Here is a 14,042-nt window from a genome sequence, read left to right as displayed (position 1 = left end):
GTGACGCCCGAATGGCGATCAATAGAAGAGCGTCTCGCTCTCTGGCTGGACCGTCTCTTCGGACGAGCGTTCCTCGGGCGGCAGGCTGTCGACGGGCGGCGGCGTCGGGGCGGGATCCTGCACCTCGGGCGTGACGACGGCGGCGTCCTCCTCGACAGGGGGCGCGACCTCGACCGGCTGGGCCGCGTCATAGTCGTCGCGGGGCTCCTGGCGATAGTCGTCACAGCCCGCCAGGGACAACGCGCCCAGCGCGGCCAGAACGAGAGTTGTACGTAGCATCAGAAAATTCCCCGGCTTTGCGCCTTGCAACGCTTTGGCGGCGTCGCTGTTCCATAGCGCCGAACCGCAGTGCGGTCATCCCGGCACGGACCATTGCGCCACGGCCTCGTCCAGGGACAGGCCGACGCCCGCGTCGGGCGGGACGGGGCGGGCGCCGTCGAAGCGGGGCGCGGGGGCCGGCAAGCCGTCGTGGAACGTCCCGCGCGCCCGGTTGTGCGGATGAAGCGCCGCCTCGGTCAGGCTGAGCACCGGCGTGACGCAGGCCTCGGTCCCGGCGAAACGCGACGCCCAGTCATCGCGATCTCGCTCAAGGAACAGCGCCTCGAACCGGGCCGCCAGCGCAGGCCAGGCCGCAACGTCGTGCTGAGGCGCCTCGGCCGGGTCCAGCGCCAGACCGGCCAGCAGGGCGGCGTAGAACCGCGGCTCCAGCGCGGCCACGGCGACGAAGCCGCCGTCCCGGCAGGCGTAGCAGCGATAGAAGGGCGCGCCGCCGTCCAGCAGGTTGACGCCCCGCCGGTCGCTCCAAAGCCCTTGGCCGCGCAGGGCGTGGAAAAGGCCGCCCAAAAGCGCCGCGCCGTCGGTCATGGCGGCGTCCACGACGCGGCCGCGCCCGGTGGTCCGGGCCTCGACCAGGGCCGCCAGCACGCCGACGACCAGCAGCATCGCGCCGCCGCCATAGTCCCCGACCAGATTCAGGGGCGGCGTCGGCGGGCGATCCGCCGACCCCATGGCGTGCAGCACGCCGCTGAGGCCGATGTAGTTCAGGTCATGGCCGACCTGATCCGCCAGCGGGCCGTCCTGCCCCCAGCCGGTGACGCGGCCGAAGACCAACCTCGGATTGGCGGCCTGCAGCGCCTCGGGACCATAGCCCAGCCGCTCCATGACCCCGGGCCGGAAGCCTTCGATCACGGCGTCCGCGCCGGCGGCCAGCGCCAGCACGCGGTCGCGGTCGGCCGACGACTTCAGGTCGACCGGCACGGCGGAACGCGCCCGGTGCAGAACCGCGCCGCCGACCTCGTCGAACACGGCCGCGCCGGCGGAGGCCGAGCGGGTCAGGCGCAGGACTTCCGCCCCTAAATCCGCCAGCATCATGCCGGCGAAGGTGACCGGCCCGAGGCCGTCGAATTCGAGGATGCGGATGCCGGCCAGGGGTTGCATCCTGATTGACTATCGACCCATGGCCTTGACCGGAAGAGCGGATTGCAACAGAAGGCGCCCTTCGACGTCTTGGGTCAGCCCCGGACGGCGTGCGGTGCGTCCTTAGCTCAGTTGGTTAGAGCATCTGACTTTTAATCAGAGGGTCCTCGGTTCGAGCCCGAGAGGACGTACCATCTCCCCTTCATCGGAGCCCGCATGAGCCAGCCCGTCTTCCTTGCGGTCGAGACGGGCGGCACCAAGATCGTCTGGCGCGTGGCGGACGCCGCCGGCGCCGTCCTGGGCGAGGGGCGGTTCGCCACCGGCCGGCCCGATGACGCGGTCGAGGCCCTGGTCGCCGCCGCAGACGGGCGCGCCGTGGCGGCCCTGGGCGTGGCCAGTTTCGGGCCGGTCGTCGTTGATCCCCAGTCTCCCGACTATGGGCGGATGCTGCCGACGCCCAAGCCTGGGTGGGCCGGCTTCAACCTGGCTCGCGCGCTCGGCGAACGGCTGGCGGCGCCTTATGCGGTGGACACCGACGTCAACGCCGCGGCGATGGCCGAAGCGGCCCTGGGTGCGGGACGCGGCACGCGGGCGGCGGCCTATGTCACCGTCGGCACTGGGATCGGCGGCGGACTGAGCGTGGAAGGGCGCACGCTGAAGGGCGCGCTGCATCCGGAGATCGGCCATCTGTTCGTGCGCCGGGCGCCGGGCGACGCCCAGCAGAGCGCCTGCCCCTTCCACGCCGACTGCGTCGAGGGACTGGCGGCGGGACCGGCGGTCCAGGCGCGACTGAACGGGCGGCGGCTGGAGGATGCCCCGGAGGTGCGCGCTGTCGTGGCCGACTATCTGGGCCAGCTGGTTGCGGGCCTGGTGTTCGCCTGGGCGCCGGACCGGGTCGTGTTCGGCGGCGGCGTGATGTCCACGCCCGGCCTGCTGGCCGAGGTGGAGGCGCAGGCGCGCGCGGCGGTGGCCGGCTACGGCTCGGCGGTGGTGATGGGCGAGGGCGGCTATGTGGTTCCCGCGGCGCTGGAGCACGCGGGGCTGGAGGGCGCGCTGTTGATGGCCCGCCGGCTGCTGGACTGACGGAGCCGTACGGAACAAGGGCGGCGCCGGGCGGGTTGGCCTTTTGCACGAGCAGAAGGGAGAGCCTCATGCCCCACCAGAATGTCACCGCCTCCAAGGCCACGGCGCAGAACGCCGCGACGGACCCGCGCGCGCCCAACGACAAGGGCGTCGAGGAGAACGACGCCGTGCGGCCCGAGGCGCGCAGCTACGCCGCCCCCGACTACCGCGACGCCAGCCTGGCCGCGCCCGCGGCGGGCGAGATGGGCGACTACGCCGACGAGGGCGAAGCCCTGGGCGACGACGGCCTGCAACAGGGCGGCGCCCACGCCAACCGCCCGATCCGGACCGAGGCCCGTAGCGGCCAGGGCCCCAAGACCGTCAAGGCCAACCGCGACATCGTGCGCGGTCGGAACTGAGCCCTTTCGAGCCCCCGCCGGGCGTGATCTAAGGTCCGCATGAGACACGCGATCCTTCTGGGCCTGGCGCTGCCGCTGGCCCTGGCCGGCTGCAACGCCGGACGCTCGGCTGTCGGCGGCGTCGAACAGGTCGGCGCCGGCCTCGGCGCCGCCGTAGCCGCGCCGCTCGAGGACTTCAACCTGCGCCAGTCGCCGATCCCGATCGTGCTGCTGCAGGCCAAGGCCAACCCCTACGACCTGCGCAACCTGAACCAGTGCACGACCATCGCCGCCGAGGTGGCCCGGCTGGACGAGGCGCTGGGTCCCGAAACCGACGAACCCCCGCGCCAGAACGGCGCCTATCTGAGCGAGCGCGCCGCCGACGCCGCGGCCAAGGCGGCGCTGGATGCGATCCGCGACGCGACCACCGACTTCATACCCGGCCGTAGCTGGATCCGCCGGCTGAGCGGGGCCGAGCAGCACAGTCGGGAAGTCCAGTCGACCATCCAGGCCGGTCGGATGCGCCGCGCTTTTCTAAAAGGCATCGGCATCCAGCGGAACTGCGCCCCGCCCGCCGCGCCGAGCTGGTTCCGGCCGAAGTAGGACGCGGCGTCCCGCGCTCCACGAAGAGGCGACCAAGGCCTCAGCCGTTGGACGTGTGACGGGCGTGGAAGTCGCGGCGGAACTGCTCGAACCGGCCCTCGGCGATCGCCGCGCGCATGGCGGCGGTCAGGGCCTGGTAGAAGGCGATGTTGTGCCAGCTGAGCAGCACCTTGCCGAGGATTTCGTCGGCCCGGATCAGGTGGTGCAGATAGGCCTTCGAATAGCCTGAGGACGCCGGGCAGGGGATGGCGGGATCCAGCGGGTCCTGATCCTCGGCGAAGCGGGCGTTCTTCAGATTCAGCGGACCGTCCCAGGTCCAGGCCTGGCCGTGACGCCCGGCGCGAGTGGGCAAGACGCAGTCAAACATGTCGACGCCGCGCCAGACGGCCTCGACCAGATCGACCGGCTTGCCGACGCCCATCAGGTAGCGGGGGCGATCGGCCGGCAGCATCTCGGGCGCATAGTCCAGCACCTCGCACATCGCCTGGTGGCCTTCGCCGACGGCCAGGCCGCCGATGGCGTAGCCGTCGAAGCCGATCTCCCGCAGCTGTTCCGACGACTGGCGGCGCAGGTCCTCGAAGGTGGAGCCCTGCTGAATGCCGAACAGGGCCTGGGTCTCGCGCTGGCCGAACCGCGCCTTGGACCGCGCGCCCCAGCGGATCGACAGCTCCATGGCCTTGCGCGCCGCGTCCTTCTCGGCCGGATAGGCGACGCACTGGTCCAGCTGCATTGAGATGTCGGCGCCGATGCGGTCGGCCTGGATCTCGATCGAGCGTTCGGGCGTCAGCTCGTGCTTGGAGCCGTCGATGTGGCTGGAGAAGGTGACGGCGTGTTCGTTGATCTTGGAGATGCCGGCCAGGGACATGACCTGGAAGCCGCCCGAGTCGGTCAGGATCGGCTTGTCCCAGCCCATGAACTTGTGAAGACCGCCCAGCCGCTCCATCCGCTCCGGCCCGGGGCGCAGCATCAGGTGATAGGTGTTGCCCAGCAGGATGTCGGCGCCGGTCGCCTTGACCTGATCGACCGTCAGGGCCTTGACCGTGGCGGCGGTGCCCACCGGCATGAAGGCGGGGGTGCGGATGTCGCCGCGCGGGGTCTTCAGCACGCCGGTGCGGGCGCGGCCCTCGACGGCGGCGATCTCGAACGGGAAGGGCATCGGGCGAGCCTCGAAAAAAGCGAGCGGGGGACATGACCGATTACGGCCGTCGTGTCACGCCCTGGACCCTAGCCCCTCGCGCGTAACCGCCCTAAAGGTCGGCGCTTCGCCGATCGGGACACGCCTTGCCGCAGGACGCCGCCAATCCGTATCTGACGCCTGCCTGGGTCTGCGCGCCGGGGGTGCTGAAGGTCCCGTTCCTGAAGGCCTTCCTGCCCGAATACGACCTGCGCCGGACGCCGGGCGGGGATGTGAAGGCCGTGCTGGGCTGGGGCATGAAGCCGACGGCGGCGGCGGGGCGGCGCTGGGCGGCGAAGACGGGACGGCCCTATGTGGCGCTGGAAGACGGCTTCCTGCGCTCGGTCGGGATCGGCGAGGCGGGTGCGTCCAGCCTCAGCCTGATCGTCGACGACCTGGGCGTCTATTACGACGCCACGCGGCCCAGCCGGCTGGAGCGGCTGATCATCGAGGCCGAGACCTGGTGCGACGCAGGCGTGCGGGCGCGGGCGCGGGGGCTGATCGACCGCATCGTCGAGACCGGCGTTTCAAAGACCAACATGGGCGGGCCGCTGGACAAGGCGCGGCTCAAGCCCGGGCGGCGCGTGCTGATCGTCGATCAGACGCTGGGGGACGCCTCGATCGGCTATGGCCTGGCCTCGACCGAGAGCTTCGCCGAGATGATGCGGGCCGCGCGGCGGGACGAGCCGGACGCGCAGCTGATCGTCAAACGGCATCCGGCCGTGGCGGCGGGGAAGAAGCAGGGCTGCATCACGGACCTGGACGGCGTCACGCTGATCGACGCCGACGTGCGGCCGGCGGACCTGCTGGCGGCGGTGGACGCGGTCTATTGCGTGACCTCGGCGCTGGGGTTCGAAGCCCTGATGCGCGGGCTGCCGGTGCGGTGCTTCGGCGCGCCCTTTTATTCGGGGTGGGGCCTGACGACGGATGCGGTCGACACCGGGCGGCGCGGCGTGGCGCGGAAGCTTGAGACGGTCGGGGCGGCGGCCCTGATCGCCTACAGCCGCTATGTCGATCCCGTGACGGGGCGCCGCTGCGAGGCGGAACAGGCTCTGGAGCGGCTTATTGCGCTTCGGGACCGGGCGGACCGGCTGGCGGGCGACTGGGCGGCGGTCGGCTTCGCGCCGGCCAAGCGGCCGCCGGTGCGGCGTCTGCTGAACTCGCCCAAGGCGCGGATGCGGTATTTCTGGCGGGCCAAGGCGGCGGCGGCGCACGCGCGGCGCACCGGCGGGCGGCTGATCTGGTGGGCCGGCAAGGAAAGCGCGGCGATCCGCCAGGCCGCCGACGCCTTCGACGGGCCGACGGTCCGGATGGAGGACGGCTTCATCCGCTCGCGGGGGCTGGGCTCGGACTTCGTGGGCGCCTTGTCCGTCGCCCTGGACGACCAGGGCGTCTACTACGACCCCAGCCGGCCGTCGCAACTGGAGACGCTGATCGAGACGACCGATCTCAGCCCGGCGCAGCGGGCGCGGGCGGCGGCGCTGGGGCGCAGCGTGGTCGGGGCGGGGCTGTCGAAATACAATCTGCAAGGCCGGGCGCCCGAGGGCTGGCCGACCGACCGCGAGGTGGTGCTGGTGGTCGGCCAGGTCGAGAACGACAAGTCGATCCTGAAGGGCTGCGCGCCGGACCTGAACACCAACTCGGCCCTGGTCGCGGCGGCGCGGGCGGACCATCCGGGCGCTTTCCTGGTCTATCGCAACCATCCCGACGTGCTGGCGGGCAACCGGCCGGGGCGGCTGGAGGCCGGCGCCTTGCGGGAAGTGGACGCGACGGCGGACGGCCTCGACATCATCGACTGCCTGGCGGCCTCTACGCGGGTGGCCACCCTGACGTCCCTGACCGGGTTCGAGGCCCTGATGCGGGGCAAGGCCGTGTCGGTCTATGGGCGGCCCTTCTATGCGGGCTGGGGCCTGACGGACGACCGGCTGGGGTTCGAACGGCGCTCGCGGCGGGCGACCGTCGAGGACCTGATCCACGCCGCGCTGATCGCCTATCCGGTCTATGTCACGCCCGAAGGCTGGCCTTGCGAGGCCGAGGATCTGGTCGATGCGCTGATCGCCGCGCGCGACCGGCCCGCGCCGCCGGCGCCGCGCGGAAGGTTGCGGCGCTGGGCCACCGGCGTGATGGCCAGTCTCGACCGGACGCCGCCGCCGTCCTATTGACGCGTTCAAATAGGAAACGCACTTCTGACGCGGGCGCCGCGCGCCGCGCGACAGGAAGCCGCTTCCTCAAGCAGCGAGGCGCCGCGCGCCGAGCGATAGGAAAAGTCCTCAAGCAGCGAAGCGCCGCGCGCCGAGCGATAGGAAAACAAGACCGTGCCTCACGCCGTCATCGCCGCCACCGGCCTTTTCACCCCCGAACAGTCGGTCTCGAACGCCGAACTGGTCACGGCCTACAACGCCTGGGCCGACGGCTGGAACGCCGAACACGCCGAGGCAATCGCCGCTGGCGAACTGGAGCCCAAGACCCATTCCTCGGTCGAGTTCATCGAGAAGGCGTCGGGCATCAAGAGCCGCTACGTCCTGGACAAGGCCGGGATCATCGACCCGGCGCGCATGACGCCGAACCTGGCCGAACGGTCGAACGACGAGCTGTCGATCCTGGCCGAGATGGCGGTCAAGGCCGCGCGTCAGGCGATCGAGGCGTGGGGCAAGCCGGTCTCGGAGATCGGCGCCGTGCTTTGCGCCGCGTCCAATATGCAGCGCCCCTATCCGGCCATGGCCATCGAGGTGCAGCAGGCGCTGGGGATCGAGGGCTTCGCCTTCGACATGAACGTGGCCTGCTCCTCGGCCACCTTCGGCATCAAGACGGCGGCGGACTTCATCGCCGGCGGATCGGTCAAGGCGGTGCTGATGGTCAATCCCGAGATCTGTTCGGCGCACCTGAACTTCACCGATCGCGACAGCCACTTCATCTTCGGCGACGTGGCGACGGCGGTCATCGTCGAGTCGTCGGAGACCGCGGGCGCAGGCGGCTGGGACGTGCTGGGCACGCGGCTGAAGACGGTTTTCTCCAACAACATCCGCAACAACTTCGGCTTCCTGAACCGCCCGGGACGGGACACCGCGCACCTGGATACGCCGGCGGCCGACGACACGGTCCAGAACGACAAGCTGTTCGTCCAGCAGGGCCGCAAGGTGTTCAAGGATGTCGTGCCGATGGTGTCGGACATGATCGTGGACCACGCCGGCGAGCTGGGGCTGGAGCCGCAGGGGCTGAAGCGGCTGTGGCTGCACCAGGCCAACATCAACATGAACTCGCTGATCGGCAGGAAGGTGCTGGGCCGCGAACCGTCGCCGGAAGAGAACGTCATCATCCTGGACGACTACGCCAACACCTCGTCGGCCGGATCGATCATCGCCTTCCACCTGCACAACGACGGATTCGCCCCGGGCGACACGGGCCTGATCTGCAGCTTCGGGGCGGGTTACTCGGCGGGCACTGTGTTCGTCAGGAAGCGCGGCTGAGCGGATGTCCGACGATCGTCGTTAACCTGTCGCAAAGGCTAAATCGTAGCGGAGTATCAACGTGATTTGTGATCACGATCACAAAATCGCTGCTCCGCTTGAACTTCGGGCGGGATTTTGCGAGGCGTTTCATATCGAGAACGATGGGGAGTTCCCGAATGACCCAGAAGACCCCGAGGCATGTGCTGGACAGCCTGGCGCAGGACATCGCCCTCGTCCTTAAGAGCATGGGCGGTTCCGCCCACCAGACCATGATTGTCGACTGCGTCGCCGCGATGAAGCGGCAGCGTGGGGAACCGGTGGTTCCTTCCGACCTGCGCCAGAAGATCGTCGAGGTGTTCGAACACTACCGCGACCTGTTCTTCCGGCCGTTCGGAGAAGGTTCGCAGCGCTGGGCCCTGGCCGACGCTGCGGTCTGACGGCGCCGCATGAAGAAAGGGCGCGCTCCTCGCGGAGCGCGCCCTTCTCATATTCGGGACCGCGTCTGGATCAGAAGCGGCGGACGTAGCTGAGCGAGTAGCTGTCCAGCTCGTTGCTGTCGCCCTCGAAGTCGCGGCGCGTCCAGTCGGCGCGGACGCCGTTCGCGCCGTCCAGATTGTAGGTGGCGCCGGCGCCATAGCTCCAGTGATCGCCGCCGACGTCGGTGGTCTGGCCCGCGATCTCGTTCTTCAGCTCGGTGTGGCCGTAGCCGCCGCGCGCGAAGACCTCCATGCGGTCGCCGACGGGGTATTTGCCGACGACATAACCGGCGGCGTCCCATTCATGCTTCAGCGTGCCGTCCGCGCCGGCGAAGCTGTAGTCCTTGTCCTTCACCCCGACCGAGGCTTCGGTCTCGACGGCGAGGTAGCGGTTCAGATTCACCCCCAGGCGGCCGGTCACGGCGCCGGTATAGGCGTCATCAAGATAAGTATAGCCAAGCGAGCCATAGCCACGAGGCTCGCTATCTACGGTTTGGGCGAACGCCGGTGCGGCGATGGCGGAAACGGCGACAGCAGCGAGAAGAATGTTACGCATTGTTTCTTATTAACTCCTAGATGTGATGACCGTTTGGATCATCAGCCCCATCCAGCGAGTGCTTAAATAGGTCGTGAGCTGATCTGTTCCATAGTCATGCTCTCGCGACGAATGCCTGTGCGGTTCAGGCCACACACGCCGTTCTGCTAAGGCGGGCAGGATTGTGACTGAAACGAAAAAGGGCGGCTTCCGGGGAAGCCGCCCTTTCGACTCTGAAGAAGCGAAGGATCAGCGATCCTTTTCGCGCTCCACATTCAGCGCGGCCTGCGCGGCGGCCAGCCGGGCGATGGGCACGCGGTAGGGCGAGCAGGAGACGTAATCCAGCCCCGCCTTCTCGCAGAAGGCGATCGACGACGGGTCTCCGCCGTGTTCGCCGCAGATGCCCAACTTGACCTCGGGCCGCACGGCGCGGCCCCGCTCCGCCGCGATTTCGATCAGCCCGCCGACGCCGTCCTGGTCCAGACGCACGAAGGGGTCGGTCTCGAAGATGCCCTTGTCCAGATAGGCCTGCAGGAACCGCCCGGAGTCGTCGCGGCTGATGCCGAAGGTCGTCTGGGTCAGGTCGTTGGTGCCGAAGCTGAAGAACTGGGCGTGGTCGGCCAGATCGCCCGCCCGGATGGCGGCGCGCGGCAGTTCGATCATGGTGCCGACCAGGTATTCGACGCTGTCGCCGGCGTCCGCGAACACGGCCTGAGCGGTGCGGTCGGTCAGCTCGCGCAGATACTTCATCTCCGGGCCCATGGCGACCAGGGGGTGCATGATCTCGGGGATCGGCGCCTGGCCGGAGGTCTTCTTCACCTCCAGCGCGGCCTCCAGCACGGCCCGCACCTGCATCTCGTAGATCTCGGGATAGGCCACGCCCAGGCGGCAGCCGCGGTGGCCCAGCATGGGATTGGTCTCGTGCAGTTCCTTGGCGCGCCGCTTCAGCTTGTCGGCGTCGATGCCGGACGAGGCGGCCAGGGCGTCGATGTCTTCCTCGGTATGGGGAATGAACTCGTGCAGCGGCGGGTCCAGCAGGCGCACCGTGACCGGCAGGCCGGCCATGATGTCGAACAGTTCGACGAAGTCCGACTTCTGGAACGGCGCGATCTTGGCCAGGGCCGTGCGGCGGCCTTTTTCGTCGTCGGCCAGGATCATCTCGCGCACGGCGGCGATCCGGGTGTCGTCGAAGAACATGTGCTCGGTCCGGCACAGGCCGATGCCCTCGGCGCCGAAGCCGCGCGCGGTCTTGGCGTCCAGCGGGGTCTCGGCGTTGGCGCGCACCTTCAGGCGGCGCACCTTGTCGGCCCAGGCCATCAGCGTCTGGAAGTCGCCGGTCAGCTCGGGCTCGATCATCGGCACGGCGCCGTCCAGCACTTCGCCCTTCGACCCGTCGATGGTGATGATCTCGCCGGCCTTGAAGGTGCGGCCGCGCGCGGTGAAGACGCCCTTGGCCTCGTCGATATGGATTTCGCCGGCGCCGGAGACGCAGGCCCGCCCCATGCCGCGCGCCACGACGGCGGCGTGGCTGGTCATGCCCCCGCGCGCCGTGACGATGCCGCGGGCGGCGTGCATGCCGTGGATGTCCTCAGGCGACGTTTCCTCGCGCACCAGGATGACCGCCTCGCCCAGGCCCGACAGGCGCTCGGCCTCGTCGGCGTCGAAGACGATCTTGCCGGTCGCCGCGCCGGGCGAGGCCGGCAGGCCGGCGGCGACCACGGTGCGGGCCGCATCGGGGTCCAGCGTCGGGTGCAGCAGCTGGTCCAGAGCCGACGGCTCGACCCGGCTGATCGCCTCTTCCTCAGAGATCACGCCCTCGGCGGCCAGATCGACGGCGACCTTCAGCGCCGACTTGGCCGTGCGCTTGCCGTTGCGGGTCTGCAGCATCCACAGCCGGCCCTGTTCGACCGTGAACTCGATGTCCTGCATGTCGCGGTAGTGGCTTTCCAGCTTGCCGACGACATCGACGAACTGGGCGAACACCTCGGGCATGGCCTCTTCCATCGAGGGGGCGGTCTCGCCCATCTCCTCGCGGCCGACCTTGGTCAGGCTTTGCGGCGTGCGGATGCCGGCGACGACATCCTCGCCCTGGGCGTTGATCAGGAACTCGCCGTACAGGCGCGCCTCGCCGGTCGAGGGGTTGCGGGTGAAGGCCACGCCCGTCGCCGAGGTCTCGCCCATGTTGCCGAACACCATCGACTGGACGTTGACGGCCGTCCCCCAGCTTTCGGGGATGTCGTGCATGCGGCGATAGAACTTCGCCCGGTCGTTCATCCAGCTTTCGAACACCGCGCCGACCGCGCCCCACAGCTGGTCCTTCGGTTCCTGGGGAAAGGGGTGGCCCAGTTCACGCTCGACCACGGCCTTGTAGTCGGCGACGACCTTTTCCCAGTCGGCGGCGCTCAGGTCGGTGTCGACGGTGACGCCCAGCCGATCCTTGTGCTGGTCCAGCACCTCTTCGAAATCGTCGTGGCTGAGGCCCAGCACCACGTTCGAATACATGGTGATGAAGCGGCGATAGCTGTCGAAGGCGAAGCGGCGGTCGCCCGACAGTTTCGCCAGCCCTTCCACCGTCCGGTCGTTCAGACCCAGGTTCAGCACCGTGTCCATCATGCCCGGCATCGAGGCCCGCGCGCCCGAGCGGACCGACACCAGCAGCGGATTGTCCACGTCGCCGAACGTCTTGCCGACCACGCCTTCGACCTTCTCCAGGGCCGCCTGGACCTGGGCCTCCAGGTCGCCAGGATAGGTCTCGCCATTGGCGTAATAGTGGGTGCAGACCTCGGTGGTGATGGTGAAGCCTGGGGGAACGGGCAGGCCGAGCGAGGACATCTCGGCGAGGTTGGCGCCCTTGCCGCCGAGAAGGTTCTTCATCGACGCGTCGCCGTCGGCGGAACCCCCGCCGAAGCCGTAGACCCACTGAGTCATCATCTATCCCTGAGCTTGGTCATCTGATCGGCAGGGTTGGCCCTGCTCGCACGTGCGGCATGACTAGCGCGCGTCGCGCGGCTTGGCCATGCCGGTTGTTACAAACCGTGAAGTGACGCCCCGGGTTCCGGCGAAATCAGGACCGGCGGACCAGAAGCACCCCGGCCAGGACCAGGCCGACCCCCGCCACGCGCCCCAGGTTCAGCGGCTGGCGCGGCACGCCCAGGGCGCCGAAGTGGTCGAGAAACAGGCTGATCAGCAGCTGGCCTCCCACCATCAGGGTGATGGTCATGGCCACCCCCAGCCGCGGAACGCCCCAGGCGGCGGCGACCACGAAACAGGCGCCGTAGACTCCGCCCAGCCAGGCGTACCAGGGCAGGGCGCGCGTGGCGGCGAAGTCCGGCCGGGTGTGCAGGGCGGCCGCCGTCACCCCCAGCACGACCGTGCCGACGGCGAAGGAAATGAAGGCGGCGTTGACCGGCGAGGCCACGGCGCCGGCCAGCCGGGCGTTGGTCGGCGCCTGCAGCGCGGTGGCGCCGCCGGCCAGGACGACGATGAGAATGGCGATCAGCGAAGGGTTCATGCGCCTTGGCTAGCATGCTCCTGCGGCGCGCGGCAGATCGCCTTTTTTGAGGCGGCCTGACGCCGGTCGCGGCATCCGGATTGCCGCCGACGGCCCAGGCGATGCTAGATGACGCCCATTCGGAGAGACCGACCCGTGCAGAGTTCCAGCAGCAACAGCCTGAGCGGCGCGCCGCGCCCGAATCGACGCGCCGTGGCGCTTGGCGGGCTGGCCGCAGCAGGCGCCGCCGCCCTGGCCGGGCCTGCCGCCGCGCAGGCGCGGGTGGAGCGCGCATCGCCGGGGGTCGCATTGACGCCCTTGCCCTTCGTCGTCGGCGGCCGGGTGATTTCGGACGCGGCGGGCCTGACCTACCAGTGGCCCGGCGTCTATTTCGAGGCGGCGTTCACCGGCGGATCGGTCTTCTTCCGCGTCGGCGACGGGGCGCAGATCCTGCACCTGCTGATCGACGACCGACGGGTCGGCGAGTTGGTCCGGCCAGCCGCCGGCCTCTATCGGATCGCGGGGCTCGATCGCGCCGCGCACCACGTCCGGATCGACGTCGTGTCCGAACACCAGGCGGGACCGGCGCGCTTCGGCGGTTTCGCGCTGGACGCCGACGGCGTGGCGGGGACCAGCCCCCGGCGCGCGCGTCGCATCGAGTTCATCGGCGATTCCCACACCGTCGGCTACGGCGCCGCGCTGGACCGGCGCGCCTGCACGGCGGAGGAGGTCTGGGCGTCCACCGACAATTCACTGGCGTTCGGACCGCTGACCGCCCGTCGCTACGCGGCGGACTATCAGATCAACGCCATCTCCGGCCGGGGGGTGGTGCGCAACTATGGCGGCGCGCCCCTGCCCACCTTGCCCCAGGCCTATCCCTACGCCCTGTTCGACGGGGCGACGCGCCATGATGCGAGCGACGGGTCGCCGCAGGTGGTGGTGATCGACCTGGGGACCAACGACTTTTCGACGCCCCTGGCCGGCGGCGAGCCATGGGCGTCGCGCGAGGCGTTGAGGGCGGATTTCGAGGCGACCTATGTGCGCTTCGTGCAGATGCTGCGCGCCCGGCATGGCGGCGCCTTTCTGATCCTGCTGACCCCGCCGAGCGCGGAGGACGAGATCGCGGTTTCGGTCGGTCGGGTCGCCGAACGGCTGAAGGCGGCCGGCGAACAGCGGCTGGCGGTGCTGTCGACAGGGCCGCTGGCCTTCACGGCCTGCGACTGGCACCCCTCGCGGGGGGATCATCAGCAGATCGCAGGCGTTCTTTCGGCCTTTCTGGACGCCCACCCCGAGGTCTGGAGCGGGACGGGGGCATGAGGTTTCCGACACGGCTGGGCCGGGCAGGGCGCTGCATGGGCGCGGCCCTGCCGGCGGCGATGCTGGCTGCGGAGAGGCGGGACGCTTGAACCGCCGCGCGGCGCGCTTTATGCGGGCGGGAC

The 14,042-nt window shown here is 69.8% G+C and carries 13 protein-coding genes and 1 tRNA gene; 8 read left to right on the top strand and 6 right to left on the bottom strand.

Features of this window, described 5'->3' with window-relative positions; translation table 11 throughout:
• Positions 1 to 18: 18 nt before the first annotated feature.
• Together ACE3PU_RS11540 and ACE3PU_RS11535 are read right to left on the bottom strand one after the other, a co-directional pair.
• Positions 19 to 279, bottom strand: coding sequence for a hypothetical protein (locus ACE3PU_RS11540; protein ID WP_374389869.1), 261 nt, complete (start codon positions 277 to 279; stop codon positions 19 to 21).
• 75 nt (positions 280 to 354) lie between these two features.
• On the bottom strand, positions 355 to 1,437 hold the full coding sequence (locus ACE3PU_RS11535) for a CaiB/BaiF CoA transferase family protein (protein ID WP_374389867.1): 1,083 nt from the start codon (positions 1,435 to 1,437) through the stop codon (positions 355 to 357).
• 96 nt (positions 1,438 to 1,533) lie between these two features.
• On the opposite strand from ACE3PU_RS11535, the gene ACE3PU_RS11530 reads away from it, so the two are divergent.
• From ACE3PU_RS11530 to ACE3PU_RS11515, 4 genes are all read left to right on the top strand, one after another.
• A tRNA-Lys gene (locus ACE3PU_RS11530) sits at positions 1,534 to 1,610 on the top strand.
• 22 nt (positions 1,611 to 1,632) lie between these two features.
• Positions 1,633 to 2,499, top strand: coding sequence for an ROK family protein (locus ACE3PU_RS11525; RefSeq protein ID WP_374389865.1), 867 nt, complete (start codon positions 1,633 to 1,635; stop codon positions 2,497 to 2,499).
• Positions 2,500 to 2,567: 68 nt separating this feature from the next.
• Positions 2,568 to 2,897, top strand: coding sequence for a hypothetical protein (locus ACE3PU_RS11520; RefSeq protein WP_374389863.1), 330 nt, complete (start codon positions 2,568 to 2,570; stop codon positions 2,895 to 2,897).
• A 39-nt stretch (positions 2,898 to 2,936) separates the two neighbouring features.
• A complete protein-coding gene (locus ACE3PU_RS11515) occupies positions 2,937 to 3,479 on the top strand; it encodes a hypothetical protein (protein WP_374389861.1) in 543 nt (180 codons plus the stop codon).
• A 40-nt stretch (positions 3,480 to 3,519) separates the two neighbouring features.
• Here the strand turns inward: ACE3PU_RS11515 and tgt are convergent, their stop codons facing one another.
• A complete protein-coding gene (gene tgt, locus ACE3PU_RS11510; protein WP_374389859.1) occupies positions 3,520 to 4,635 on the bottom strand; it encodes a tRNA guanosine(34) transglycosylase Tgt in 1,116 nt (371 codons plus the stop codon).
• Positions 4,636 to 4,760: 125 nt separating this feature from the next.
• Between tgt and ACE3PU_RS11505 the strand changes: the two genes are divergently transcribed.
• The 3 genes from ACE3PU_RS11505 to ACE3PU_RS11495 all read left to right on the top strand — a co-directional run bounded on the left by ACE3PU_RS11505 (position 4,761) and on the right by ACE3PU_RS11495 (position 8,539).
• Positions 4,761 to 6,815, top strand: a complete 2,055-nt coding sequence (locus tag ACE3PU_RS11505; RefSeq protein ID WP_374389857.1) for a capsular polysaccharide biosynthesis protein — start codon at positions 4,761 to 4,763, stop codon at positions 6,813 to 6,815.
• 153 nt (positions 6,816 to 6,968) lie between these two features.
• On the top strand, positions 6,969 to 8,120 hold the full coding sequence (locus ACE3PU_RS11500) for a beta-ketoacyl-ACP synthase III (RefSeq protein WP_374389855.1): 1,152 nt from the start codon (positions 6,969 to 6,971) through the stop codon (positions 8,118 to 8,120).
• A gap of 158 nt (positions 8,121 to 8,278) precedes the next feature.
• Positions 8,279 to 8,539, top strand: coding sequence for a hypothetical protein (locus ACE3PU_RS11495; protein ID WP_374389853.1), 261 nt, complete (start codon positions 8,279 to 8,281; stop codon positions 8,537 to 8,539).
• A gap of 70 nt (positions 8,540 to 8,609) precedes the next feature.
• On the opposite strand, the gene ACE3PU_RS11490 is transcribed toward ACE3PU_RS11495, so the two are convergent.
• From ACE3PU_RS11490 to ACE3PU_RS11480, 3 genes are all read right to left on the bottom strand, one after another.
• Positions 8,610 to 9,134: a porin family protein gene (locus ACE3PU_RS11490; protein ID WP_374389851.1), complete on the bottom strand. Its 525-nt coding sequence runs from the start codon at positions 9,132 to 9,134 to the stop codon at positions 8,610 to 8,612.
• Positions 9,135 to 9,362: 228 nt separating this feature from the next.
• Positions 9,363 to 12,041, bottom strand: a complete 2,679-nt coding sequence (gene ppdK / locus ACE3PU_RS11485; protein WP_374389849.1) for a pyruvate, phosphate dikinase — start codon at positions 12,039 to 12,041, stop codon at positions 9,363 to 9,365.
• A gap of 136 nt (positions 12,042 to 12,177) precedes the next feature.
• Positions 12,178 to 12,624: a DMT family transporter gene (locus ACE3PU_RS11480; protein ID WP_374389847.1), complete on the bottom strand. Its 447-nt coding sequence runs from the start codon at positions 12,622 to 12,624 to the stop codon at positions 12,178 to 12,180.
• A gap of 135 nt (positions 12,625 to 12,759) precedes the next feature.
• Here ACE3PU_RS11480 and ACE3PU_RS11475 point away from each other — a divergent pair, with 135 nt between their 5' ends.
• A complete protein-coding gene (locus tag ACE3PU_RS11475; protein ID WP_374389845.1) occupies positions 12,760 to 13,920 on the top strand; it encodes a GDSL-type esterase/lipase family protein in 1,161 nt (386 codons plus the stop codon).
• Positions 13,921 to 14,042: the final 122 nt, after the last annotated feature.

It is taken from the genome of Brevundimonas sp. (assembly GCF_041911375.1).
Lineage (GTDB): Bacteria > Pseudomonadota > Alphaproteobacteria > Caulobacterales > Caulobacteraceae > Brevundimonas.
The sequence above is the reverse complement of the archived record's forward strand: the minus strand, read 5'-3'. Positions and strand labels throughout refer to the sequence as shown.